The organism is Micromonospora sp. NPDC049151, from assembly GCF_040648395.1.
In the GTDB taxonomy this organism is placed as follows: domain Bacteria; phylum Actinomycetota; class Actinomycetes; order Mycobacteriales; family Micromonosporaceae; genus Micromonospora.
Genome location: NZ_JBEZDP010000011.1, coordinates 73,386 through 94,100 on the forward strand (window position 1 = coordinate 73,386; position 20,715 = coordinate 94,100).

Below are 20,715 nucleotides of genomic sequence, written 5' to 3' on the forward strand. Positions count from 1 at the left end.
GTGAGGTCTCCGGCATCCGGGTTCCGCTGCGATCGCCGAACCGGACACCGGAGACCTCGTTACCGCTCGGAGCTCAGCTTCGGTAGCAATTCTGTGGGGGCCCTAGACGAGCGAGCTGGTGCCAAGTTCCAGACCCAGCGCGGCCCCCCCGGCAAAGACGGAGCTGGACCAGGTGCGGGTCACGCCGAAGCACACGGACCAGGAATTGGCCGCCACTCCCGAATACGGGCACTTCCACTCACCCAGTAGGGATCCGTTGAACTGGTACACCGTCGTCCAGGCGGACACGCTGGCGAGGGTGGACCGGTTGTTGCGGACGATCACCGCTCCCTGCACCCGATCCCCATTCACCGTCCGGATCGCGCAGGCCTGGGCGATCACGTTGGTGGTGATCGTCTCCGTGCTGCCACAGCTCCAGGTGCTGGGACTGCTCGTGATCGGATTCGTGTTGCCGTAGGCCCGCCACGCGCCGTCGTCGGCGGCAGCGACAGCGGCGGGCGCGGCGGGCGCGGCAGCCACGGTCGGCGCGGCGGTCACCGCCCCCAGCGTCAGCGCGGCAGTGATGACAGTAACCAGACGTACGCCCAGCCGTGAAAAACGCATAACAGACCTTTCCAGGTTATTCAGGTTGTATCTGATCATCGCGATGATGTCCGTCCCTCGTGCTGGTGGCCGGGCTCCGGCTGAACGCCGAACCGGACACCGGATCTCGTCACCTCGGCGAGCCCTAGACGAACGCGCTGCTGCCGAGGCCCACACCCAGCGAGTTGCCGGTGGCGGCGAGGCTGGGCAAACTGGGAATGGTCGCCCCGAAACACACGGACCAGGAATTGGCCGCCACTCCCGAGGACGGGCACGTCCAAGAGCCCTGGCTCTCTCGGTAGTAGTTCGAGAGCGACACCGACGCGGCCGCCGGGCCGAGGCTGGACCGGTTGTTGCGGACGATCACCGCTCCCTGCACGGCACCCCCGCCTGCCGACCGGATCGCGCAGACCTGGGCGACCATGTCGGTGGCGATCGCGTGGGTGTTGCCACACCTCCAGGCGCTGGAGCTGGAGGTGATCGGGTTCGTGTTGCCGTAGGCCCGCCAACTGCCGGCGTCGGCGGCCGCCGGAGCGGCAGTCACCGCCCCCAGCGTCAGCACCGCAGTAGTGACAGTGACCAGACGTGCGCCCACCCGTGAGAACCGCATGACCGACCCTTCTGTAAGCCCTGAAGCGAGATTGGAGCCTATCAATGGTGGTCGTCTCGTGTGGTCCCGTCCGGACCGCCTGCCAGAACACGGCACGAGCGGACGCTCGTGGGAGGATGCTCGGCATGCCCGGTCGTGCGTTGAGTTTCGGAGCCGTCGCGCAGGCGTACGAGCGGTTCCGGCCCGGCTACCCCGAGGAGCTCGCCGACCTGGTGCTGGCGTACGCGGACCGGGCCGTCCGGACCGCCCTGGAGATCGGCGCCGGGACCGGCAAGGCCACCCGCCTGATCGCCCGGCGCGGCATCGCGGTCACCGCCACCGACCCGGACCCCGCGATGCTCGCCGAACTGCGCCGGCACGTCCCGGCCGGGGTGAAGGTCCGGCAGACCGCGTTCGAGCAGTTGCGCGCCGACGAGCGTCACGACCTGGTGTACGCGGCGGCGGCCCTGCACTGGACCGACCCGGACCGGCGGTGGGAGCGGATCGCCGCGCTGCTCGCGGCGGGTGGGGTGTTCGCCTCGTTCGGCGGGCCGCTGCGGCTGGCCGACCCGGCGCTGCGCGACGCGGTGGCCGCGGCCCGGTCCGAGTTCCTCGCCGACGACGAGATCCCGTCGCCGGACGGGACGCCACCGGAGGCCGGCATGCAGTGGCCCGGCACCGAGCTGCGCGCGTCCGGGTGGTTCACCGACGTGCGCCAGTCGGAGATCGCGCGGCGGATCACGATGAGCGCCGACGACTACGTCGGTCTCCTGTCGACCGTCTCGGCCTATCTCGAACTGCCACCACCGGTGCGCGAGCAGGCGTTCCGCCGCATCCGGGACGCCCTGCCGGACGCGGTCGAACTCACCGCCGACGTCACGGTCCATCTGGCCCGGCGGACGTCGCAGCCCTGATCACCCGGGCCAGGAGGGTCGCCAGACCGGCCCGGGCAGCGGCGGCAGGCCCGCGAGGTCATCGAGGAGCGCCTCCTCCTGAACCCGGCGGCCGGACGGTCAGGACGCCAGGTAGGCGATCAGCCGGTCGGCGAGCGGGCCGGGACGGCTGAGCGCCACCGCGTGACCGCCGTCGATCTCGTCCGGAACCACGCCGAGCCGGTCGGCGGCCACCCGGCGCTGGAAGTCGGCGGGGAAGAACCGGTCGTCGCGGCCGATCAGCACCGCCGTCGGCACGTCCGGCCAGGCGACCAGCGGCCACGGCTCGTCCCACTCCGTGCTGACCTGCTCCCGGGAGTGCGCCGGCGCCTCGGCGACGATCTCGGCGGGCACGCCGTTGTAGAACTGTTGCTCCTCGCTGAGCCCTTCCGGCTCGCGGTAGCCGGTGTTGCCCCACCAGTCCCCCGGTTTCTCACCAGGTCGAGGGATCATCGGGGTGAGCAGGACCAGCAGCCGCACCGGCAGCCGGTCGGCGACCAGCGATGCGGTGAACGCGCCGTACGAGTGCCCGACCACCACGAGGTCGTCGCGCTCGCCGACGGCGTCGATCACCGCCTGGCGGAACTCGGCGAACCCCGCCGACCGGTCGCCGATCGGCAGCTCCGGCACCACCGCGTCGTGACCCCGGGCGGCCAGCTCGGGAACGAGCAGGTGCCAGTCCCACGCGCTGCCACCGCCACCGTGGATGAGCACGAACGTCGTCATGTCCGGACCCTCCCACACCGGTACGACATGCCGTGGCGTCAGTGCGGAAACGCCCGGGGCACCCGGGTGGCCCGCAGCTCGTCGCGGAACGCCTCGATGCGGGTGACGACCTGCCGCCGCCCGATCGTGTTCTCGATGCGGTCGAGGTAGAGGCAGCGGGCGGCGAGCCGGGGCAGGTCGACGGAGAAATAGATCGCCATGAGGGGGTTGACGAACAGGTCGCCGTCGCCGGTGCGCCGGCTGAACCGTACGTCTCCGCACGCCCCGCCGGTGGCGGCGGCGATCTGCCCCTGGACGATGCTCGGCCGGTGCGGGGTGGCGGCCTGGGCCTGCGCGACCGCCTCGCGGTAGAGCACCGCCTCACGGCTGGAGCCGGGAATGGACAGCGCGCCGAGGTAGCCGCCCTCCCGGTCGAGCGCGGCAAGGTTCTCCAGCACCTCGACGTGGTTGACGCCGTCGTGCGCGTCGATGCCGAAGCCGAGGCTGCTCACCAACCGGACCGGCACGTCCAGCCCGGCCACGGCGGCCAGGCTGGTGATGTCCTCCACCGGGGTGCCCAGGCCGCTCTCGTCGCCGCGCAGCAGGATGTCGGTGCCGCCGTCGACGAGCACTATCGCGTCGAGGCCGAGCCGGTCGACCAGGTGCCGGTACGCCTCACGCAACGGCTGCACGCCCAGCGGCGGGAAGGCGTACACGGTCGACGGCAGGTCCCGGCCCGCCAGCCAGCGGGCCAGGTGCCCCTCCGGGAAGTACCAGTCCGGGCTGAGGGTGTCCGGCCGGATCGCCGCGACGTGCTCGGCCACCCACACCTGCCGGTCGAGCAGCTCCAGCTCCGAGAAGGAGAAGCCGGCCAGGTGCACCCGCTTGCCGGCCTGCCACAGCGCGAGTGCCAGCGGCAGGCCGGCGTAGACATCGAAGCCGCCGCCGGCACCGGCGATGAGGATGTCGCGTGCCGGCTCGAGGGCGGCGAACAACGGCGGAACGGCCAACGTGTACACGGCGGTGTCGGTCACCAGACGATGATCTCCGCTCATGTGGCACGCCGCTGCCCCGAGGCGGCCCCGGCCGAGTCGCGGGCGCGCTCGTTCAGACCGGGCGGCCGAACGTGACCGCCTCCCGGACGAGCCGTGGCGCCTTCTCCGCCAGTTGCGCGTCCGGCCGGGCGCCGAGCGCGTCGTTCACCGTCGAGAAGGCCAGCCGGAACGCGATCAGCGTGGTCGCCTCGAAGATCTCCCGGTCGCTCAGGCCGGCGTCGCGCAGGCGTCGCGTGTCGGCCTCGGTGGTGGCGTTCGGATCCGTCACGACCCGGCGGGCCCAGTCGGCCAGCGCCGTCTCCCGCTCCGACAGGTCCGCCTCGTCGCCGCGCAGCACCCCGGCGGCGGTCTCCTCGTCGCTCATCCCGGCCAGCCGCGCGCCCCAAGCCAGCGCGCAGTACGAGTCGCCCCGCGCGGCGGCGGTGGCGGCGACCAGCACCGCCACCTCACGCGAGGACAGCGTGGACTCGGCCAGCAGCTCGGTGCGCGTGTTCTGGAAGGACATCAGCACGTCGGGTCGCCAGCACCAGACGCGGGTGAGGTTGTTGACGTAGCCGTCGGCGGCGAGGTCGTCCTCGTACGCGGCTTTCGCCGCCGGACTCTGCGGCGGTTCGGGGAGGAAGGCGGCGTTCATGCGGGCAGTCTGCACCGTCCGGCCACCCCCCACAGGCTGATCAACGACAGTACGATCCGCGAATGATCCGGACGGTCTTCTTCGACGTGGGCGGGACGATCCTCGACGAGACGCGCGAGTTCGCGACCTGGGCGGACTGGCTCGGCGTACCGAGGCACACGTTCTCCGCCGTCTTCGGCGCGGTGATCGCCCGTGGCCTGGACTACCAGGAGGTGTTCCGGGCCTTCCGGCCGGACTTCGACCTCACCGCCGAACTCGCGCGCCGGGTCGCGGCCGGTGACCCGGAGTCGTTCGGCGAGGAGGATCTCTACCCGGACGCGCGGGCGTGCCTGGCCGCCCTGCGGGAGCAGGGCCTGCGGGTCGGCCTGGCCGGCAACCAGCCGGAGCACGCCGAGGCGACACTGCGGGCGCTGGACCTGCCGGTGGACGTGATCGGCACGTCGGCGGCCTGGGGCGTGGCGAAGCCGGCGCCGGAGTTCTTCGACCGGGTGGTCCGCGAGGGCGGCGGCGACGCGTCCGCGATCCTGTACGTCGGTGACCGGCCGGACAACGACGCCGCCCCGGCGATGGCCGCCGGCATGACGGCGTGCCTGATCCGGCGCGGACCGTGGGGCCACATCCTCGACATGCCGGACGTGGCCGACCGGTGCCTGTTCCGCATCGACTCGCTGGACGAGTTGCCGGCGCTGGTCGCGCGGCACAACGCGGCGGGCGGCTAGCCCGGCACGTCCCCGAAGACCGACACCCGCGTGCGGTGGTGGCGCGGCGACTCGATCTCGTCGACCGCCGCGACCGCCAGATCCGCGTACGACAGGTGCGCGAGTGCCGGAGCCTGCTCGCCGCCGAGGCGGTACCGCCCCGTGCGGGGACCGTCCACGGCCAGCGCGGCCGGTGGGGTGAGCACGAGCCAGTCGACAGTGGTGTCCGCCGCGCGGAGCCGGTCCAGGCCGGCGGCGTGGCTGAGCGCGAACGGCCGCAGCTCGGCGGGCAGGACGGCCGGGTCGTCGTGGAGGGGCCGGCCGTGCGTGTCGGTGAGCGTGGCGAACAGGCCGATCGCCACGAGCTGGGGCACGCCCGCGCGAGCCAGGCCGTGCAGCAGCGCGTCGGCCGCCCGGACGAAGAACCCCGGGTCGGGGCCGGCTGCGGCCAGCGCGTCCGGCCCGGACGCCGGGCTGACCGCGTGGACGGCGGCGTCGTGCCCGTACCCGATGGAGGTGACGGCCTCCGGGTCGGTGACGTCGCCGCGTACCGCGGAGGTGAGGCCGGGATGGCGGACGGGGTCGCGGACGACGGCTGTGACGCGGTGGCCTCGGCGGTGGGCCTCGGCGCTGATCGCGCGACCGGCCCGGCCGCCCGCGCCGAAGACGGCGATGCTGGTCATGGCGCGACGCTAGGCCGCGGGGTGCCGGTTACCGCAACGGTACCGGGGTTACGCTCGGGCGGTGACGCCGCTCGATCCGGACATGTTCCACCCGCCTGTCCGTCGCGGATGATGCCGTTGCAGATCGGCGACAAGTGGACCGCGATGGTGGTGCTGTGCCTGGAACACGGGCCGCGCCGGTTCACCGAGCTGCGGGTGCCGCTGCGCACGATCACCCCGAAGGTGCTGGCCGAGACGTTGCGGGCGATGGAACGCGACGGGCTTGTCACGCGTACCGCCTACGACGAGAATCCGCCGCGCGTGGAGTACGCGCTGACGCCGCTGGGCCGCAGCCTGCTGACGCTCGTCGCGGCCGCCCGGTCGTGGAGCGAACGGCACCTGGGCGAGCTGCTGGCGGCCCGCCGGTCACACGAGCGGCGGGCGGGCGTCGATGTCGTACCCCCGGCATAGCCTGCTGGTCATGGGAACCGCTGAGCTGGATGAGCTGATCGTGGCCGACGGGGGCGCGCTGCGCGCGTGGCTGTCCGCCCATCACGACACCTCGCCCGGCGTCTGGCTCGCCCTGACCCGCAAGGGCGGCACCGTCACCACGCTGACCTGGCAGCAGGCGGTCGACGAGGCGCTCTGCTTCGGCTGGATCGACGGGCAGGCCCGCAAGCGCGACCACGAGAGCTCCTGGATCCGGTTCACCCCGCGCCGGGCGCGCAGCTCCTGGTCGCAGCGCAACGTCGCGCACGTGGCCCGGCTGGAGGCGGAAGGGCGGATGACGCCGGCGGGCCGGGCCGCAGTGGAGGCCGCGAAGGCGGACGGCCGGTGGGCGGCGGCCTACGCCCCGCCGTCGGAGGCCCAGGTGCCGGCCGACCTGCTCGCCGCCATCGCGGCCGAGCCCGCCGCCCAGGCCATGTTCGACGTGCTCACCAGCGCCAACCGGTTCGCGCTCATCCACCGGCTCAACGCGGTCAAACGCGCGGAGACCCGGACGCGCAAGATCGGCGAGTTCGTCGCCATGCTGGCCCGCCACGAGACGTTCCACCCGCAGAAGACGAAGCCGCCGCGCGATTCGTGACACAGACCAGGGCAGGAGCGCCAAGAGCGTGCGTCTCGACAAGACGCTCGCCAGCTCTCCGGCCCTGACCCGTTGAGCGAATGGGGCGGCGGCACGGATATCCGTGGCCGCCGCCCTTCACTCATCCACTCAGGTATTGATGCAGACGATCGTGGATCCGGAGCGGTTGACAAAATTCGCTGCGGTCGCGAAGGCCTCGTTGCACCAGGTCTTGCCGTTCGAGCCCCCGTTGTAACTGGTGGACGCCGCGCAGAACTTCGCCTTGTCGCACGTGGAGTTCTTCGTCGACTTGACGCTGCCGAGACGACCAAGAGTGATTTTCGCCCGGGCGGTGGTGGAGAATGCAGGCACGAAGGAGCAGGTAACTGTCGTGCTCGCCTCGATGTAGCCGTTCCACGTCTGCCCGACGAATGCCATGCCGGAGCACGGCGTGCTGTCACCCCCCGCCACGGCGTAGGTTACCGAGAAATACGAGGTGGCTTCTTTCCGGTAGTCGGACGCCGCCAGCAGGGCGCCCGAGTCGAGAGCCGTAGAGGCGCTCACCGACGAGAATGTGGTCGCGGTTTTCTCGGACACCGGCGCCGCCGTGGCGACCCCGGCCATCCCGAAGAGCGCAAGGGCGGTGGAAATTGCGGCCGACGCGATCAGACGCATTCTTCGATTCATCTTCACTCCCCGTTGGTTGCAGATGGTCGGAGATTAGCAACAGCGGGAATTCCCATCGTCGATGTCGATCGAACTTGAGCAAATCTTGAGCTGCCACGCGGTGCAGTCCGACGCTTTCCCCGCTGTTGATCGACAGGGCAACGAAAAGCACCTTTTCTGTCGAGACATGCGCCTTTATCGCACCAAACGTTCCGGTGAAGGCTTGCCAGGATGCGGCGTCGGCGTGTTCACTACGCCAGCTTGACCCCGAGGGACGGAGACGGCTGTGGTGATGGTGACGTTGGCGACCGACGCCGGGCACCCCGGGCGCAGCAATGAGGATTTCGCCGGCGCCGTCGGATGCGGGATGGTCCTGATCGATGGCGCGGGCGGCATCGCCGGCGCGGACGAGGTCTGCCACCACGGCATCGCCTGGTACGCGACCCGGCTCGGCGGCGCGTTGCTCGGCGCGCTGTCCGAGGAGCGCGGCCTGCGCGACGTGCTGGCCGGGGGCATCGAGCGGGTCACCGACGCGCACCGCGACACCTGCGACGTCGCCCATCCGATCAGCCCGTTCGCGGCGGTGGCGATGCTCCGGTTCTCCGGCGGGACCGTCGAGCACCTCGTCCTCGGCGACGCGGTGGCGGTCGTGGGCCGCACCACGGGTGAGCCGGTCGTCGCGCACGATCCGCGCGAGGTGGTGATCGCCCGGTCCTTCGAGGAGCGGCTGAAGGACGTGCCCGAGGGCGGCGACGAGTACCGGCGGCTGCTGATGGAACTGCGATCCCGCCGCAACAGCCCTGGCGGGTTCTGGGTCGCGAAGGACGACCCGACGGTCGTGGACGAGGCGGTGACCGGCAGCGGTCCGGCGGACGGCGTGACAGTGGCGGCGCTGCTCAGCAACGGCGCGAGCCGGCTCGTTGACACGTTCGGGCTGACCGACTGGCCCGGCCTGCTGCGCCTGCTGGAGACCGACGGCCCGGCCGAGGTCATTCACCGGGTCCGGCAGGCGGAGGCACGCGAGGGCGTCGCCACCGACGACGCGACCATCGTCTGCCGGCTCTGACCACCGCGGCAACCGGGGTGCGCGGGCCGGGCCGTCTCGTGTTGACTGCGGCGATGGACCGTCAACGCCTGAGCAGCATCGCGCACTCGCACCACCCGATCGCGGCGCCGCTCTCCGGCGTCAACGTCAACCGGCTGCTGCGCCGGGCCGGTCGCCGGCCGGCGGCCCGGATCCTCGACCTGGGCTGTGGTGAGGCCGCCTGGGCGTTGCAGGCCCTCGCGCACCACCCGGACGGGCACGCCGACGGCGTGGACCTCAGCCCGTACGCGCTGGAGCGCGCCGCGGAGGCCGCCGCCGTGCGCGGCCTCGCCGACCGGCTCACGCTGCACGAGCGCGACGCCCGGTCGTACGTGCCGGACGGCGACTACGACCTGGTGCTCTGTGTCGGGTCGACGCACGCGTTCGGCGGGTTCGCCGGAACGCTGGAGCTGGCGGGCCGGCACGTGAACGCCGACGGCATCCTGATGGTGGGCGAGGGATTCTGGCAGGTGCCGCCGACGCCGGAGGCGCTGTCCGCGCTGGAGGCGAAGCCCGGCGACCACACCGACCTCGCCGGTCTGGTCACGGCCGCCGAACGGGCCGGCTGGACCCCGGTGTACGCGCACGTCAGCGACGCCGCCGAGTGGGACGACTACGAGTGGTCGTGGACCGGTTCGCTGACCGAGTGGGCGCTTGACAACCCGGGTCATCCGGACGCCGCCGGGGCGCTCGCCGCAGCCCGGGAGCACCGCGACCAGTGGCTGCGCGGATACCGGGGCGTGCTCGGCTTCGTGACGCTGGTGCTGCGCCGGACCTGACCGGCCGCGCGGGTCCGGCTCGGGACAGGCGGGCGGGGCACTATCGTTCGGGCGTGCAGATCCGTTTCGCCGTACCGGCCGACCCCGCCTATCCGGCCCGGGTGGCCGCCGCGCTCGCCGCCGCCCGCCTGCGCCGGTTCGGCTACATCGGCGCGGCCCTCGCCGCGATCGGGGTGATCGGCTGGATCGCCTCGCAGGCGTCGGCGCGGTTCGCGTCGCTGTGGACCGCGCTGATCGTGGCCGGGGTGCTGTCCATGCTGTACGCGCCGTGGGTCCGGTGGCGGGCCCGGCGCCGTTCCGGCGGCTACGCGGTCGAGGGCGGCTACGACATCGACGAGACCAACATCATGATGCGCAGCGGTTCGGAGTCCGGCGGCATCGCCTGGGACGGCGTCACGCGGGTCACCGAGACGCCTGACTTCTGGATCGTGTACGTGGGCCGGATGCCGGCCACTGTGATCCCCCGGTGGCTGATGTCCGCCGAGCAGGCCGAGACGCTGCGTGCCTTCATGGACGGGCGGCAACTTCTCGGCGACCGTTGACGATGTATTGATTGACTGTATATGTTGCCTCGGTGAGCGAGATGCGCGAGGCGACCTTCCTGATCCTGACCGCGCTGGCCGACGAGCCGCGCCACGGCTACGGGATCATCCAGGAGGTCTCCGGCCTGTCCGGCGGTCGCGTCAGGCTGCTGCCGGGCACGCTCTACGCCGCGCTGGACCGCCTGGTCGCGCAGGGTCTCGTCGAACTCAGCCACGAAGAGGTCGTCGACGGCAGGCTGCGCCGCTACTACCGGCTGCGCGCCGACGGCCAGGCCGAGCTGGCCCGCCAGACCGAACGGCTGCGGCAGCTCGCGTCCGCCGCCGAGTCCCGGCTGCGCGCCCTGCGGCCCCGCACCGCCTGACACCCCCGCCGTCGCGGCCCCGTAGGGAGAAACCCATGCACCGCTGGCTGTTGCTTGCCTACCCCCGTGACTACCGCCGGGCGCGCGGGGCCGAGATCCTGGAGACGGTACGGGACGTCGGCGCGGCCCACCGGCGCACCCGGGTGGCGGCGAATCTCGTACGTCATGGTCTGCGCGCCCGGCTGGGACGGCCGGCGAGCCGCACCGTGGTGGCCTGGGCGTCGGTCTTCGCGGTGGTCTGCGGTTTGTTCGCCGGGTCGTTCGGCACCTGGCTCGCGTGGCTCGGCTCCCGCCCGCTCGACCACCGGGACCTCGCCGCCGTGGTCGGGCAGCTCTACCCGGATCGGCAGGTCAGCCACCTCGACCAGGACGACCCGCCCGCCGTGTTCCTCATCTACAGCCACCCGCTGAACGAGGACCTCATGTCCGAGCTGCTGCTCGGCGACGGCGGCGAGTACGCGCTGGCCGAGCTGACCGCGTCGTTCGACCAGACGCCGGCCGGCGGCCTCCGCGACCTGCGGCAACGCCTGGACGCCACCGGGTGGGAGCGCCACGAGCCCTTCTACGCCAACGCTTACGACTGCGTCTCCGGCAGTCCGCAGTGCGACAGGGCGTCCATCCCCTCCGACATCACCGTGTACGCCGAACGCGGCGACCACATCCTCGCCGTGGAACTCACCGCCGACGGCTCGACGAACATCACCCTCAGTCGCGCCACCCCCGGCACCGCCTACCCCGCCGGGCTACTCGGCTTCGTGCTGGGCACCGTCGGCGGCTGGGTGCTGTTCGGCTGGGTCAGCCGGCGCATCGAGGGACAGCGCCCGCTGGTGCAGGGGCCGGCGAAGGTCCTGTACGGCGTCGCGATGCTGTTCTGGACCGCGCCGATCCTGCTGGGCGTGCCGCTGATGCTCACCCACCACCTGGACGAGCCGCATCCGCGCTGGCACGTGCCGTGGGAGTGGCTCGGCCAGCCCACCTTGTCGCTGCCGTTCCTGGTCGGCGCGGTCCTGCTGCTGCTCGTGCTGGGCCTGGCGGCGCTGCCGCACCGGCGTCCGGCCGGCCGTCGGCTCGCCGAGGTGTCGGACCCGGCGGTCTAGCGGCACGGGTCAGCCCTCGGGGCATCGCGTGCCGGGCGCGGGCACCGTCAGGTCGATCAGGTATCTGTCCACCACCGCCTCCGTGCAGGCGGTGCGCTGGTAGATGCCGTGGCCCCAGCCCTCGTAGGTGACCAGGCGCCCGTGCCGGCCCAACTGCCGGGCGACGTTCACCGCCCAGGCGTAGCCGGTGCGGGGATCGTGCCGGGCGTTGAGCAGCAGCAGCGGCGTGCGGGTGTGCACATTCAGCGCGTGCGGCGGGTTGCGGACCGGGGACGGCCAGCCCAGGCAGGTCTGCACGGCCAGCAGACCGGCACCGTACCGGACGTCCGGTGCGGCGGCCGCGGCGTCCCGGACCAGGCCGGCGTATCCGGTGAAGTCGCGCACCCGCGCCGGCCAGTCCGCGCAGAACGCCGCGACCGAGAGCGGGAGGTTCACAGCCGGTGACGGCGTTCCGGCGTCCATGTCCCGCACGGTCGCGGCGAGTTGCGGCCAGCGTGGGCCGGCGAGCAGGCCGAGTGCCACGGCGGTGACGTCGAAGGGAGTACGGGGGGCGTACTCGCCACGGTCCGCGCGGGCCAGCACCCGCGCCCACACCGACCGGACGTCCCGGTCGTGGAGCACACAGTCCGCCGACCTGTCGCACCAGGACACGAACTCGTCGAACGAGTCCTGCAACGTGGCGGCCTGTGTCCGCACGAAGGACCGCACGCCGAGGCTGTGGTCGAACACGCCCTCCAGCACGACCGCCCGCACGTGGCCGGGGTAACGCTCGGCGTACTGCTGTCCCAGCAGCGTGCCGTACGAGCTGCCGTGGAAGGACAGCCGCCGCTCCCCCAGCGCCCGCCGCAACGCGTCGAGGTCACGGACCGTGCTGAGTGTGTCGGCGTGGTCGAACACCGGGCTGGTCGGGCGGCACCTGGCCCACAGCGCCCGGTTGTAGGCCACCGCGGCGTCGAAGTCGGCCTGGCCGGTCAGCGGGACGGGCGGCTTGCGCAGCACCGGATCGGGCGTGCAGACGGGCGCGGCGGTGCGGGCGGCCGTACGCGGGTCGAAGCTGACCAGGTCGAACCGGTCCAGCAACTCGTCGCTGAACCGGTCGCCCTTACGGATGCGTTCCACCCCCGAGTCGCCGGGGCCGCCCGGCCCGAACACCAGTGTGCCCACCCGCTCCGGCGTTCGCGCCAGCCGGCGTGCCACGGCGAGTTCGAACGTCGGGCCGTTCGGCCGCGCCCAGTCCACCGGCACGCGGAGCCGGGCGCACCGCACGTGCTCATCCGGCGGGACGTCCGGCAGGTCGTCCGCACACTCGCCCCAGACGAGCCGCTGCCTCGGACCATCGGCGCGCGCCGCGCCGGGCAGTCCCGTCAGGACGGTGAGTGCGGCCAGAGCGATCGCCACGGTACGTCGGAACACGGCGCCTCCCAGTGTGTGGATGCTTGTCGATTCTTCAGCGGCGTCCCGCCCGAGTCCCATACGGAAACGCCCCGATTTGCCCGTCGGGTCTTTCCCCCATTTCGTCCCTGACGGCCAGGAGACGGGCAGGCGAGCCGTACCGTGGCGGTCTAGCATCGGGCGATGACGTCGCCCCTGGATCGCCTGCCGAAGATCGGCGCACCGGCCACGCGGGCGCTGCACGCGGCCGGCTACACCACGTTGCGCCAGCTCGCCGGGGTGCCGCGCGCGGAGCTGGCCCGCCTGCACGGCATGGGGCCGAAGGCGCTGGGCGTCATCGAGGCCGCCCTCGCCGAACACGACCTGCGGCTGAGCTGACGAGGCGATCGCGATGCCGCTCGGCAGACTCCACCACCTGATCGTCGACTGCCCGGATCCGATGGCCGAGGCACGTTTCTGGAGCGCCGTCCTCGGCGACCCGGTCACGTACGCCGACGACGACTTCGCCGTCGTCTCGGCCGGTACGGCGGCGTCCGGCCTGGCGTTCCAGCGCGCCCCCGACCTGGTTGCGCCGACGTGGCCGGATCCGGCGGTGCCGCAGCAGATGCACCTGGACGTGATGGTCGACGACCAGGACGCGGCCGGCGCGGCGGTGCTCGCGCTGGGCGCGCGGCGGCTGCCGGGCGACCACGTGTACGCCGACCCGGCCGGTCACCCGTTCTGCCTGATCCCGCGCCCGACCTGGGCGCCGCCGGTGAGCAGGTCCGCGTGAATCCACCTGTACGCCGGGTCCGCCCCTACCACTGGGGTGCCGTCTACCTCAGCGACGCCCTCTGCGAGGCCGACTTCGACATCGACTTCCACGCCGGGGACGCGCCGGTGTTCGCCACGACGCACCACGTCGCGGTCGTGGTCGCCTCCGCCGCCGTGGCGGACGAGGGAGAGGCAGATGTCACCCTCGACATCCGGGTGACGTCGCAGCGCGTCACGGGGCACCCGTACGAGGTGACCCTGGACGTCCCGTCCGGGCGGCTCTACGTCGGCGACGCCGACGACAACGACGAGATCGAGTTGGCGCCGGGCCGCTGGCTGCTGCAGTTCGCCGTAGACGACGCGACCGAGGCCCGCCACGTCGAGCTGGTGGTGTCACCGCTGTCGACCGGCCATCGTCACGGCGTCTCCTGGTAGGAGATGAACTCCAGCAGGCTTCCGTCCGGGTCGCGGAAGTAGACGCTGGTGCCGGCGCCGCCGGCGCCGACCCGCCGGACCGGTCCGGTCTCCACCTCGACGTCGTGCCGCCGCAGATGCGCCACCGCCTCCTCGATCGGCCCCGCCCAGACGAAGCAGATGTCGCTGTTGCCCGGGCGGACCGGGACGCGGGCGACGTTGCCGCCGAGGTCGAGACCCGGCCCGTGCACGCTCAACTGGTTCGTACCGACCCGGAACGCGACGCGGTCGCCGCCGACGCCGATCACCTCGGCGCCGACGACGTCACGATAGAAGTCGGTGGCGGTCCGCCAGTCGGACACGGCGATGACGACGTGGTCCAGTCCAGTCACGGGCGCCATGCGATCACCCTATGGGCCGGACGGCGTCCGCTCCCCCGGATCCGCCGAGGCTGTCACCGGCCGGCCCGCCTTCAGGTGCCGGGCGAAGAACCGGTTCGCGGCCTCCCCCTCGAACCACGGGACGCCGGCGTGCCCGCCCATGTTGGCGTGCAGCGTCTTCTCCACCGAGCCGAAGGCGTCGAACAGGTCCAGTGCCATCTGCCGGTCGTTGCCCTCGTCGTCCCACTGCAACAGGACGTGCAGCGGAATGTTGACCCGCCGCGCCTCGTCGATGATGGCGCGCGGCACGAAGCTCCCGGCGAACAGGAGCGCGGCCACGATGCGCGGCTCGACCACCGCCAGCCGTACGCCAATCGAGATCACCCCGCCGGCGTACCCGACCGGGCCGCCGACCTCGGGCAGCGCGAGGAGCGCGTCCAGCGCGGCCCGGCACTCCGGGACCGCCTTCTCGACCAGCGGCAGGACGAGCCGGTCGACGATCTCGTCGGCGACCGGCTCACCGGCCGCCAGGGCTCGGCGCAGGTCGGCGCGGGCCTGCTCGGCGGCGGCGGACGCGGGGCGGTCGCCGCTTCCGGGCAGCTCGATGGTGGCCGCGGCGAAGCCCTGCGCGACGCAGCCCTCCGCTCGGGCCACCAGGCGGGGATACATCCGGCGCAGGCCGCCGGGGTGACCGAGCAGGATCAGCGGGGCCGGCTCGGACGCGGATGCGGGCGTCCACAGGAGGCCGGGGATCTCGCCGAGGGTGAACGTGCGCTCGCGGACGCCGTCGGCGAGGCGCTGTTCGGAGGTGAATCGCATGGTCGTGCCTTTCGGGAGTGCGACGGCGCTCCCGGACGACCTATCGCCCGGCCGTGACCCCCGAGGGGAGCACCCATGTCGTTACTGCGGTCACGGGTACCACCTCCCTCGTCCTCCGGCACGGCCAGCGGAACGCTAACAGCGCTCGCCGGGGCCGCCAACCGGTTTATCGCGGCGTGATCCACGCCGGACCGTCAGCCGCGCTCGAAGCCGGCGAAGACGACCGCGAGCGTGCGGGCCTGCAGGTGCTCGTCCCATCCGCCGTTCAGGGCGCCCTGGCACAGGCCGGTGAGCAGCGCCATCACCTCGGGTAGCCGTACCGAGCCGGCGACGGTTCCGTCGGCCCGGGCCTGTTCCAGCAGCCTGCCCACCGCCTCCTCCAGGTGACCTACCGCGTCCGGAAGCCGGATGTCCAGCCCGGATCCGGCGAGCAGTTCGACTGCCGTCTTCTTCGCGGCGGCCTGTGCCACAGTGTGTCTGAAGAACCCGAAGAGGTCGTGTCGTCCCGCCTCCTCGGTGAGCTGCGCGAGCAGTCGCTTCATGAGCGCGGCGAGCAGGTCCTGCTTGGTGGGGAAATGACGGAAGACCGTGCCGATGGCGACGCCGGCCCGGCGGGCCACCTCCTCGGTGGAGGCGCGGGCGCCGAACTCGGCGAAGACCGCCTCGGCGGCGTCCAGGATGCGTGCCCGGTTGCGTTGCGCGTCGGCGCGCAGGGGCGGACCCTCTACCAAAGTGAGTCTCCACTCATTATCCTGTGACAAAAGTCGAGTCACGACTCATTATCGCGGAGGCTGGCATGACACCGCAGCAGATCTTCGAGAGCATGCGCGCCAGGTGGCTGGCCGACCTGCCCACCTTCGAGGCGGATTCGCTGGCTGACGACGTGGTGATCGAGACGCCCTTCGCCGCGCCCGGCCACCCGACGCGCACCGAGGGGAAGCAACCCGTTCTCGAGTACACGCGAGCGGGCCGGGCGTCGTTCCCGGTGCGGTTCGACGACTGCCGCGGCGTGGTAGTACACGAGACCGCCGATCCCGAGGTGATCGTGGTCGAGTACGAACTCGTCGGCACGCACACGGCGACCGGGGTGACCGCCTCCGCGCCGTTCATCGGGGTGTTGCGGACCCGGGACGGCAAGCTGGCCCACTGGCGCGAATATCAGCACACACTCGCCATCGCCCGGGCCGCCAGCCCGGCGTGAGCCGCCATCACCGCCCGCCGCGCCCCACCCGGCTCAGGTGGTCGGTGTCGGCGACGGGGCGAACGGCCACGGCTGCGGCCCGAACAGCACCGTGCACGCGGACAGGAGCCCGCGCTGCGCCTCGGCCATACGGGCGTCGACCGGGCCGGTGTCCTCGTTCGGGTCGTTGCGGACGAACATGTCCCCGGATTCCTTCGCCGCCACCGCCAGCCGCTCACCGGCGTCCCGGACGCCCGGATCGGCCGCCTTGCGGGCACGCATGGCGATCGGCGAGTTCGAGGTGAAGCGGACGTCCTGCTGCTCGATCACCCGGGCCACCATGTTGCACGCCCCGGCCGCGACCTTGTCCGCGGGCGCTGTCGAGCCGGCCTGCGGAGCGGACGACGACGGCGCGGCGGACGACGACGGCGCGGGCTCCGCCGGTGCGCATGCGGAGACGACGAACAGCAGGGAGAGTGCGGCGAGTTCACGTTTCACCGCCTGAGGCTAGCGATCATGGTGGGCGTGACCCCGGGCCGGGTGCCACGCCCACCGGGTCATCGCGTCGACATCGGACCGGTCAGCGGCCCGCCACGCGGAGCATCGCCTCCGTCTCGGGGTCGGGCATGATTTCCCGGACCTCCTGGGCGCAGCGGCACGCGCCAGCGATCTTGGCGGCCCACTTCAGCGCCTCGTCGTGTGAGGCCACGTCGAGGACCACGAACCCGCCGATGACCTCCTTGGTCTCCGGGAACGGCCCGTCGGTGACCACCCCGTCCGTGTCCACGATGCTCGCCCGCTGGCGTTCGAGCCCGGTGCCGTACACGAACACGCCCGCGTTCACGGCCTCCTGGATGACCGCGTGCGCGTCCTTGCCCACCTGGGGGATCTCCTCGGCGGGGATGTGGTCCATCGCGCCGTCGTTGAACGAGATCAGGTACCGCGGCATGCCATGACTCCCTTGTCGTCCGGGCGGCCCGGTGCGGCCGCCTCTCACCCGTACCACGAACGAGCGGCCCCGGATCCGACGTTATGCGCCTCCCGGATTCACTGCGCTTCGAGGACGAAGAAGATGAAGCAGAGGAACGCCGTACGGCCGGCGAGTTCCGGGGGCAGCAGCTCACGCGGGGTGTCGGGCGAGAACGGCGGTTCGCTGATCACCGAGAGGCGAAAACCCGCGTCGGTGAACCCCTTCGTCATCGCTTGCAGCGGCCGGTGCCAGTAGGTGAGCGTGGCCCGCTGCCCGTCGAAGTCGTACTCCTCGGACCATCTCGCGACGGCGAAGTAGTCGGCGTCCGGGAACGCCACCTCGTAGCCGACCGGATGGTTCACCGACACCAGGAGCCTGCCGCCGGGACGCAGCACCCGGCGCAGTTCGGCCAGCGGCGCGGTCCAGTCCTCGAAGTAGTGCAGCACCAGCGACACGATCACGTCGTCGAACGCGCCGTCGGCGAACGGCAGCGGCGCGCCCAGGTCGGCCACCAGCAGCGTCGCGTCCCCGCCGAGCCGCTCGCGGGCCAGCTCGACCATCGTCGGGCTGGCGTCGAAGCCGGTCACGACGGCCCCACGCGCGGCGAGCGCCTCGGACAGCGGGCCGGCGCCACAGCCCGCGTCGAGGATCCGCCGGCCCCGCACGTCCCCGGCGAGTTCCAGCATCGCGGGCCGCTCGTAGTAGGCGTTGAACAGGCTGGACTCGTTCTCCGCGGCGTACCGCTCGGCGAAGCCATCGTAGTGGTCCGGCCTCACCGAGCCGCCCCTTCGGCAGGCGGGATGGGCACGGCGGTGCCGGTCACCGCGATCCCGGCGCCGGGCGCGACGGGGATGCCGACCGTGAGCAGGCTCGGGCGGCCCATGTCCTCGCCCTGCCGCACGGTGACCGTCGCGGGCGGCTCCACGAGGCCCATCTCGCGCAGGTAACCACCGAACGCGGCGGCCGCCGCACCGGTCGCGGCGTCCTCGACCACGCCGCCGGGCGGGAACGGATTGCGCGCGTGGAACAGCAGCGGGGACTCCCGGTGCACCAGGTCGATCGTCGTCCAGTCCCGCTCGGCCATCAGCGCGCCCAGCGCGGCCATGTCGTAGTCTAGGTCCGCCAGGCGCTGCCGGGTCGCGGCGGCCACGATCGGATGCCAGGCCCCGGCGTACGCGACACGCGGCGGCAGCGTCGCGTCGAGATCGTCCGGTGACCAGCGCAACGCGGCGAGCAGCGCCGCCAGATCCTCCGCGCCCAGCGGTACGGTGCGCGGCGCGACGCTCGTCAGCGTGGCGGTGGTGGTGCCGTCGGGCCGTACGCTCGTGGCGACCTCGACCAGCCCGGCGCGGGTGTCCAGGTGCAGCACACCGGGGCCGTGCCGCTCGGCGTACGCGACCGCCGACGCGATCGTCGCGTGTCCGCAGAACGGCACCTCCGCCTTCGGGCTGAAGTAGCGCACCGTGAACCGTCTGTCGCGCGCGGGCACGAGGAACGCCGTCTCGGAGTAGCCGACCTGCGCCGCCACCCGCCGCATCTGCGCGTCGCCCGCGCCGGTGGCGTCCAGCACGACGCCGGCCGGGTTGCCACCGGCGGGGTCGGCGGTGAACGCCGCGTATCGGAGGATGTCCATGATCATGACCCTAGCGGCGGCGGTCCGGCTCGTGTGCCCCGTGACCGGCGTCGAGGGCCGGGGCCACCATCGCGAACGCGCGGTCGGTCAGCTCGGCCAGGCGCTGCTCGTCGTCGCCCGTCCGCCACTGCTGGAGCACCGTGTCGAACGCCAGCAGGGCCATCCCGGCGGCCAGCCGCGGGTAGGGGTCGGTGTCCGGGTCGAGGCCGTGGCGCGCGGCCAGTTCGGCGGCCAGACCGGCACGCCACCGGATCTGACGCTCCAGCCAGCGGGCGTGCAGGGCCGGGGCGTCCAGGATCAGCCGGACCACGACCCGGGCCCGCTCGGCGTGGTCGGGATGGCCGGTGCAGGAGGCGAGCGGCACCCAGACGGCGTGGCGCAGCGCGACCGACGGCGGCTCGTTGCCCGGTCGCGCGGCGAGTTCGGCGACGACGTCCGTTCCCATGTCGGCCAGGAACCGGACGACCACGTCCTCCTTGGACGCGTAGTAACGGAAGAACGTGCGCCGCGACATGCCTGCGGCCGCCACGATGTCGTCGACGGTCACCGCGTCGAAGCCGCGCGTGGCGAGGAGCATCAGGGCGGCGTCGCGCAGCTCGTCGGCGACGAGCCGGCGTTTGCGTTCGGCCATGCTGCTGCCCGCACGAGATGCCATCAGTCGATGCTATGCCATGCCCTGCATGGCACCTGACGCTTCCATTGACACTGAGTGCCACTAAGCGCACAGTGAGACTCATGAGTGCTGACGGCTGGACACCGGAACGGATCCCCGACCTCAGCGGCCGTACCTTCGTCGTCACCGGCGCGACCAGCGGCCTCGGCCTGGTCACCACCCGGGCGCTCGCCGCCCGCGACGCGCGCGTGGTGCTGGCCGTCCGCGACGAGGAGAAGGGCCGCCGGGCCGCCGCCGGCATCGCCGCCGCCCGGCCCGGCGTGGATCTGGAGGTACGGCGGCTCGACCTGGCCGACCTCGATTCGGTACGCGAGTTCGCCGCCCGGATGCACGCCGACCACCGCCGGGTGGACGTACTGATCAACAACGCCGGGGTGATGGCTACGCCGCACAACCTCAGCCCGCAGGGGCACGAGCTGCAGTTCGCCACCAACCACCTCGGACACTTCGCGCTCACCGGCCTCCTGCTGGAGCTGTTGCTGGCCGGCCGCGATCCCCGCGTGGTCACCGTCACCTCGGTCAACCACCGGCGGGCGAGGCCGCCCTTCCCCGACCCGCCCGGTGGGCGGCGGTACTCCCCGATGGGCTGCTACAACACGTCGAAGCTGGCCAACGCGATCTTCGGCGTCGAGCTGCACCGCCGGCTCCGCGCGGCGGCAAGCCCGCTGCGCAGCGTCCTCGCCCACCCCGGCTACGCCGCCACGAACCTGCAGACGAGCGCCACCACCGGGATCTGGCGGATCCTGCTGGGCCGGATCGGCAACCCGCTGCTCGCCCAGCCGGCCGACAGCGGCGCCTGGCCGCAACTGTTCGCCGCCACCGACCCCACGGCGAGGTCGGGCCGGCTCATCGCGCCCGGCGGGACAGCCGAGCTGCGCGGCCACCCCGCGCCGGGCAGGCTCTCCCCCGCCGCCACCGACCCCGAGCACGGCCGCCGCCTGTGGGAGCTGTCCGAACAGGCCACCGGCGTACGGTTCGGCTCCCCGCACCCCTCCGGCTGACCGGAGTGGACCATGTACCACGCCCGCGTACGGCTCGGACACCGCCG

At 72.5% G+C, this 20,715-nt stretch carries 30 protein-coding genes; 14 read left to right on the forward strand and 16 right to left on the reverse strand.

Going from position 1 to position 20,715, the window contains the following annotated elements; genetic code table 11:
• Positions 1-102: 102 nt before the first annotated feature.
• Together AB0B20_RS15180 and AB0B20_RS15185 are read right to left on the reverse strand one after the other, a co-directional pair.
• On the reverse strand, positions 103-642 hold the full coding sequence (locus AB0B20_RS15180; RefSeq protein ID WP_357383965.1) for a hypothetical protein: 540 nt from the start codon (positions 640-642) through the stop codon (positions 103-105).
• Between the two features lie 85 nt (positions 643-727).
• Positions 728-1,192, reverse strand: a complete 465-nt coding sequence (locus AB0B20_RS15185; RefSeq protein WP_357383963.1) for a hypothetical protein — start codon at positions 1,190-1,192, stop codon at positions 728-730.
• 125 nt (positions 1,193-1,317) lie between these two features.
• Between AB0B20_RS15185 and AB0B20_RS15190 the strand changes: the two genes are divergently transcribed.
• The gene (locus AB0B20_RS15190; protein ID WP_357471008.1) at positions 1,318-2,085 is read left to right on the forward strand and encodes a class I SAM-dependent methyltransferase; all 768 of its coding nucleotides are present in this window, start codon (positions 1,318-1,320) and stop codon (positions 2,083-2,085) included.
• A 99-nt stretch (positions 2,086-2,184) separates the two neighbouring features.
• Here the strand turns inward: AB0B20_RS15190 and AB0B20_RS15195 are convergent, their stop codons facing one another.
• The 3 genes from AB0B20_RS15195 to AB0B20_RS15205 all read right to left on the reverse strand — a co-directional run bounded on the left by AB0B20_RS15195 (position 2,185) and on the right by AB0B20_RS15205 (position 4,497).
• Positions 2,185-2,829, reverse strand: a complete 645-nt coding sequence (locus AB0B20_RS15195; RefSeq protein ID WP_357471011.1) for an alpha/beta hydrolase — start codon at positions 2,827-2,829, stop codon at positions 2,185-2,187.
• Positions 2,830-2,867: 38 nt separating this feature from the next.
• Entirely contained in the window at positions 2,868-3,842 is a 975-nt protein-coding gene (locus AB0B20_RS15200) for a DUF1152 domain-containing protein (protein ID WP_357471014.1), read from the reverse strand.
• Positions 3,843-3,915: 73 nt separating this feature from the next.
• Entirely contained in the window at positions 3,916-4,497 is a 582-nt protein-coding gene (locus AB0B20_RS15205) for a hypothetical protein (protein WP_357471017.1), read from the reverse strand.
• Between the two features lie 62 nt (positions 4,498-4,559).
• Here AB0B20_RS15205 and AB0B20_RS15210 point away from each other — a divergent pair, with 62 nt between their 5' ends.
• Positions 4,560-5,216, forward strand: a complete 657-nt coding sequence (locus AB0B20_RS15210; protein ID WP_357383953.1) for an HAD family hydrolase — start codon at positions 4,560-4,562, stop codon at positions 5,214-5,216.
• Here AB0B20_RS15210 and AB0B20_RS15215 read toward each other — a convergent pair.
• Positions 5,213-5,878 carry an NAD(P)H-binding protein gene (locus tag AB0B20_RS15215; RefSeq protein WP_357471020.1) on the reverse strand — a complete coding sequence of 222 codons (666 nt, stop codon included), beginning with the start codon at positions 5,876-5,878 and terminating at the stop codon, positions 5,213-5,215. The genes AB0B20_RS15210 and AB0B20_RS15215 overlap by 4 nt on opposite strands.
• A 111-nt stretch (positions 5,879-5,989) precedes the next feature.
• Here AB0B20_RS15215 and AB0B20_RS15220 point away from each other — a divergent pair, with 111 nt between their 5' ends.
• The gene (locus AB0B20_RS15220; RefSeq protein ID WP_357471023.1) at positions 5,990-6,328 is read left to right on the forward strand and encodes a helix-turn-helix domain-containing protein; all 339 of its coding nucleotides are present in this window, start codon (positions 5,990-5,992) and stop codon (positions 6,326-6,328) included.
• Between the two features lie 10 nt (positions 6,329-6,338).
• Positions 6,339-6,944, forward strand: coding sequence for a YdeI/OmpD-associated family protein (locus tag AB0B20_RS15225; protein WP_357471026.1), 606 nt, complete (start codon positions 6,339-6,341; stop codon positions 6,942-6,944).
• A gap of 129 nt (positions 6,945-7,073) precedes the next feature.
• Here AB0B20_RS15225 and AB0B20_RS15230 read toward each other — a convergent pair whose 3' ends face one another.
• Entirely contained in the window at positions 7,074-7,598 is a 525-nt protein-coding gene (locus AB0B20_RS15230; protein WP_357383943.1) for a hypothetical protein, read from the reverse strand.
• 358 nt (positions 7,599-7,956) lie between these two features.
• Between AB0B20_RS15230 and AB0B20_RS15235 the strand changes: the two genes are divergently transcribed.
• The 5 genes from AB0B20_RS15235 to AB0B20_RS15255 are packed head-to-tail and all read left to right on the forward strand — an operon-like array spanning position 7,957 to position 11,453.
• On the forward strand, positions 7,957-8,655 hold the full coding sequence (locus AB0B20_RS15235; RefSeq protein WP_357471029.1) for a hypothetical protein: 699 nt from the start codon (positions 7,957-7,959) through the stop codon (positions 8,653-8,655).
• A gap of 53 nt (positions 8,656-8,708) precedes the next feature.
• Complete coding sequence (locus AB0B20_RS15240; RefSeq protein ID WP_357471032.1) at positions 8,709-9,452, forward strand: class I SAM-dependent methyltransferase; 744 nt, start codon at positions 8,709-8,711, stop codon at positions 9,450-9,452.
• Positions 9,453-9,505: 53 nt separating this feature from the next.
• Positions 9,506-9,994: a YcxB family protein gene (locus tag AB0B20_RS15245; RefSeq protein WP_357471035.1), complete on the forward strand. Its 489-nt coding sequence runs from the start codon at positions 9,506-9,508 to the stop codon at positions 9,992-9,994.
• Positions 9,995-10,035: 41 nt separating this feature from the next.
• Entirely contained in the window at positions 10,036-10,356 is a 321-nt protein-coding gene (locus tag AB0B20_RS15250; protein ID WP_357471234.1) for a PadR family transcriptional regulator, read from the forward strand.
• A gap of 35 nt (positions 10,357-10,391) precedes the next feature.
• Positions 10,392-11,453: a hypothetical protein gene (locus AB0B20_RS15255; protein WP_357471038.1), complete on the forward strand. Its 1,062-nt coding sequence runs from the start codon at positions 10,392-10,394 to the stop codon at positions 11,451-11,453.
• A 9-nt stretch (positions 11,454-11,462) separates the two neighbouring features.
• Here AB0B20_RS15255 and AB0B20_RS15260 read toward each other — a convergent pair whose 3' ends face one another.
• Complete coding sequence (locus AB0B20_RS15260; protein WP_357471041.1) at positions 11,463-12,866, reverse strand: alpha/beta hydrolase; 1,404 nt, start codon at positions 12,864-12,866, stop codon at positions 11,463-11,465.
• 162 nt (positions 12,867-13,028) lie between these two features.
• On the opposite strand from AB0B20_RS15260, the gene AB0B20_RS15265 reads away from it, so the two are divergent.
• The 3 genes from AB0B20_RS15265 to AB0B20_RS15275 are packed head-to-tail and all read left to right on the forward strand — an operon-like array spanning position 13,029 to position 14,033.
• On the forward strand, positions 13,029-13,223 hold the full coding sequence (locus AB0B20_RS15265) for a helix-hairpin-helix domain-containing protein (RefSeq protein ID WP_357471044.1): 195 nt from the start codon (positions 13,029-13,031) through the stop codon (positions 13,221-13,223).
• 13 nt (positions 13,224-13,236) lie between these two features.
• Positions 13,237-13,617, forward strand: coding sequence for a VOC family protein (locus AB0B20_RS15270; protein WP_357471047.1), 381 nt, complete (start codon positions 13,237-13,239; stop codon positions 13,615-13,617).
• The gene (locus tag AB0B20_RS15275; protein WP_357471050.1) at positions 13,614-14,033 is read left to right on the forward strand and encodes a hypothetical protein; all 420 of its coding nucleotides are present in this window, start codon (positions 13,614-13,616) and stop codon (positions 14,031-14,033) included. The genes AB0B20_RS15270 and AB0B20_RS15275 overlap by 4 nt, the downstream gene beginning before the upstream one ends.
• Here AB0B20_RS15275 and AB0B20_RS15280 read toward each other — a convergent pair.
• The 3 genes from AB0B20_RS15280 to AB0B20_RS15290 all read right to left on the reverse strand — a co-directional run bounded on the left by AB0B20_RS15280 (position 14,015) and on the right by AB0B20_RS15290 (position 15,942).
• Positions 14,015-14,413: a VOC family protein gene (locus tag AB0B20_RS15280; protein ID WP_357471054.1), complete on the reverse strand. Its 399-nt coding sequence runs from the start codon at positions 14,411-14,413 to the stop codon at positions 14,015-14,017. The two genes, AB0B20_RS15275 and AB0B20_RS15280, sit on opposite strands and share 19 nt — an antisense overlap.
• Positions 14,414-14,422: 9 nt before the next feature.
• Complete coding sequence (locus AB0B20_RS15285; protein ID WP_357471057.1) at positions 14,423-15,211, reverse strand: alpha/beta hydrolase; 789 nt, start codon at positions 15,209-15,211, stop codon at positions 14,423-14,425.
• Positions 15,212-15,405: 194 nt separating this feature from the next.
• On the reverse strand, positions 15,406-15,942 hold the full coding sequence (locus AB0B20_RS15290) for a helix-turn-helix domain-containing protein (RefSeq protein WP_357471060.1): 537 nt from the start codon (positions 15,940-15,942) through the stop codon (positions 15,406-15,408).
• A 65-nt stretch (positions 15,943-16,007) separates the two neighbouring features.
• Here AB0B20_RS15290 and AB0B20_RS15295 point away from each other — a divergent pair, with 65 nt between their 5' ends.
• The gene (locus AB0B20_RS15295) at positions 16,008-16,412 is read left to right on the forward strand and encodes a nuclear transport factor 2 family protein (protein WP_357471063.1); all 405 of its coding nucleotides are present in this window, start codon (positions 16,008-16,010) and stop codon (positions 16,410-16,412) included.
• Between the two features lie 33 nt (positions 16,413-16,445).
• On the opposite strand, the gene AB0B20_RS15300 is transcribed toward AB0B20_RS15295, so the two are convergent.
• The 5 genes from AB0B20_RS15300 to AB0B20_RS15320 all read right to left on the reverse strand — a co-directional run bounded on the left by AB0B20_RS15300 (position 16,446) and on the right by AB0B20_RS15320 (position 19,649).
• Positions 16,446-16,889, reverse strand: a complete 444-nt coding sequence (locus AB0B20_RS15300) for a hypothetical protein (RefSeq protein ID WP_357471067.1) — start codon at positions 16,887-16,889, stop codon at positions 16,446-16,448.
• A gap of 82 nt (positions 16,890-16,971) precedes the next feature.
• A complete protein-coding gene (locus tag AB0B20_RS15305; RefSeq protein ID WP_357471070.1) occupies positions 16,972-17,340 on the reverse strand; it encodes a YciI family protein in 369 nt (122 codons plus the stop codon).
• 98 nt (positions 17,341-17,438) lie between these two features.
• The gene (locus tag AB0B20_RS15310; protein WP_357471073.1) at positions 17,439-18,137 is read right to left on the reverse strand and encodes a methyltransferase domain-containing protein; all 699 of its coding nucleotides are present in this window, start codon (positions 18,135-18,137) and stop codon (positions 17,439-17,441) included.
• Complete coding sequence (locus tag AB0B20_RS15315; protein ID WP_357471076.1) at positions 18,134-18,994, reverse strand: PhzF family phenazine biosynthesis isomerase; 861 nt, start codon at positions 18,992-18,994, stop codon at positions 18,134-18,136. Before AB0B20_RS15315 ends, AB0B20_RS15310 begins: the two co-directional genes overlap by 4 nt.
• A 10-nt stretch (positions 18,995-19,004) precedes the next feature.
• Positions 19,005-19,649: a TetR family transcriptional regulator gene (locus AB0B20_RS15320; RefSeq protein ID WP_357471079.1), complete on the reverse strand. Its 645-nt coding sequence runs from the start codon at positions 19,647-19,649 to the stop codon at positions 19,005-19,007.
• Between the two features lie 80 nt (positions 19,650-19,729).
• Between AB0B20_RS15320 and AB0B20_RS15325 the strand changes: the two genes are divergently transcribed.
• Positions 19,730-20,668 carry an oxidoreductase gene (locus tag AB0B20_RS15325; protein ID WP_357471082.1) on the forward strand — a complete coding sequence of 313 codons (939 nt, stop codon included), beginning with the start codon at positions 19,730-19,732 and terminating at the stop codon, positions 20,666-20,668.
• Positions 20,669-20,715 lie beyond the last annotated feature (47 nt).

Bases quoted from the DNA above. Each gene is read 5' to 3' on its own strand.
- AB0B20_RS15235 (WP_357471029.1), top strand. From the start codon at position 7,957: ATGGTCCTGATCGATGGCGCGGGCGGCATCGCCGGCGCGGACGAGGTC.
- AB0B20_RS15205 (WP_357471017.1), bottom strand. From the start codon at position 4,497: ATGAACGCCGCCTTCCTCCCCGAACCGCCGCAGAGTCCGGCGGCGAAA.
- AB0B20_RS15315 (WP_357471076.1), bottom strand. From the start codon at position 18,994: ATGGACATCCTCCGATACGCGGCGTTCACCGCCGACCCCGCCGGTGGC.
- AB0B20_RS15295 (WP_357471063.1), top strand. From the start codon at position 16,008: ATGACACCGCAGCAGATCTTCGAGAGCATGCGCGCCAGGTGGCTGGCC.
- AB0B20_RS15220 (WP_357471023.1), top strand. From the start codon at position 5,990: ATGCCGTTGCAGATCGGCGACAAGTGGACCGCGATGGTGGTGCTGTGC.
- AB0B20_RS15270 (WP_357471047.1), top strand. From the start codon at position 13,237: ATGCCGCTCGGCAGACTCCACCACCTGATCGTCGACTGCCCGGATCCG.
- AB0B20_RS15195 (WP_357471011.1), bottom strand. From the start codon at position 2,829: ATGACGACGTTCGTGCTCATCCACGGTGGCGGTGGCAGCGCGTGGGAC.
- AB0B20_RS15305 (WP_357471070.1), bottom strand. From the start codon at position 17,340: ATGCCGCGGTACCTGATCTCGTTCAACGACGGCGCGATGGACCACATC.
- AB0B20_RS15285 (WP_357471057.1), bottom strand. From the start codon at position 15,211: ATGCGATTCACCTCCGAACAGCGCCTCGCCGACGGCGTCCGCGAGCGC.
- AB0B20_RS15250 (WP_357471234.1), top strand. From the start codon at position 10,036: ATGCGCGAGGCGACCTTCCTGATCCTGACCGCGCTGGCCGACGAGCCG.
- AB0B20_RS15325 (WP_357471082.1), top strand. From the start codon at position 19,730: ATGAGTGCTGACGGCTGGACACCGGAACGGATCCCCGACCTCAGCGGC.
- AB0B20_RS15280 (WP_357471054.1), bottom strand. From the start codon at position 14,413: ATGGCGCCCGTGACTGGACTGGACCACGTCGTCATCGCCGTGTCCGAC.
- AB0B20_RS15255 (WP_357471038.1), top strand. From the start codon at position 10,392: ATGCACCGCTGGCTGTTGCTTGCCTACCCCCGTGACTACCGCCGGGCG.
- AB0B20_RS15230 (WP_357383943.1), bottom strand. From the start codon at position 7,598: ATGCGTCTGATCGCGTCGGCCGCAATTTCCACCGCCCTTGCGCTCTTC.
- AB0B20_RS15190 (WP_357471008.1), top strand. From the start codon at position 1,318: ATGCCCGGTCGTGCGTTGAGTTTCGGAGCCGTCGCGCAGGCGTACGAG.
- AB0B20_RS15215 (WP_357471020.1), bottom strand. From the start codon at position 5,878: ATGACCAGCATCGCCGTCTTCGGCGCGGGCGGCCGGGCCGGTCGCGCG.
- AB0B20_RS15210 (WP_357383953.1), top strand. From the start codon at position 4,560: ATGATCCGGACGGTCTTCTTCGACGTGGGCGGGACGATCCTCGACGAG.
- AB0B20_RS15320 (WP_357471079.1), bottom strand. From the start codon at position 19,649: ATGGCATCTCGTGCGGGCAGCAGCATGGCCGAACGCAAACGCCGGCTC.
- AB0B20_RS15225 (WP_357471026.1), top strand. From the start codon at position 6,339: ATGGGAACCGCTGAGCTGGATGAGCTGATCGTGGCCGACGGGGGCGCG.
- AB0B20_RS15185 (WP_357383963.1), bottom strand. From the start codon at position 1,192: ATGCGGTTCTCACGGGTGGGCGCACGTCTGGTCACTGTCACTACTGCG.
- AB0B20_RS15265 (WP_357471044.1), top strand. From the start codon at position 13,029: ATGACGTCGCCCCTGGATCGCCTGCCGAAGATCGGCGCACCGGCCACG.
- AB0B20_RS15240 (WP_357471032.1), top strand. From the start codon at position 8,709: ATGGACCGTCAACGCCTGAGCAGCATCGCGCACTCGCACCACCCGATC.
- AB0B20_RS15180 (WP_357383965.1), bottom strand. From the start codon at position 642: ATGATCAGATACAACCTGAATAACCTGGAAAGGTCTGTTATGCGTTTT.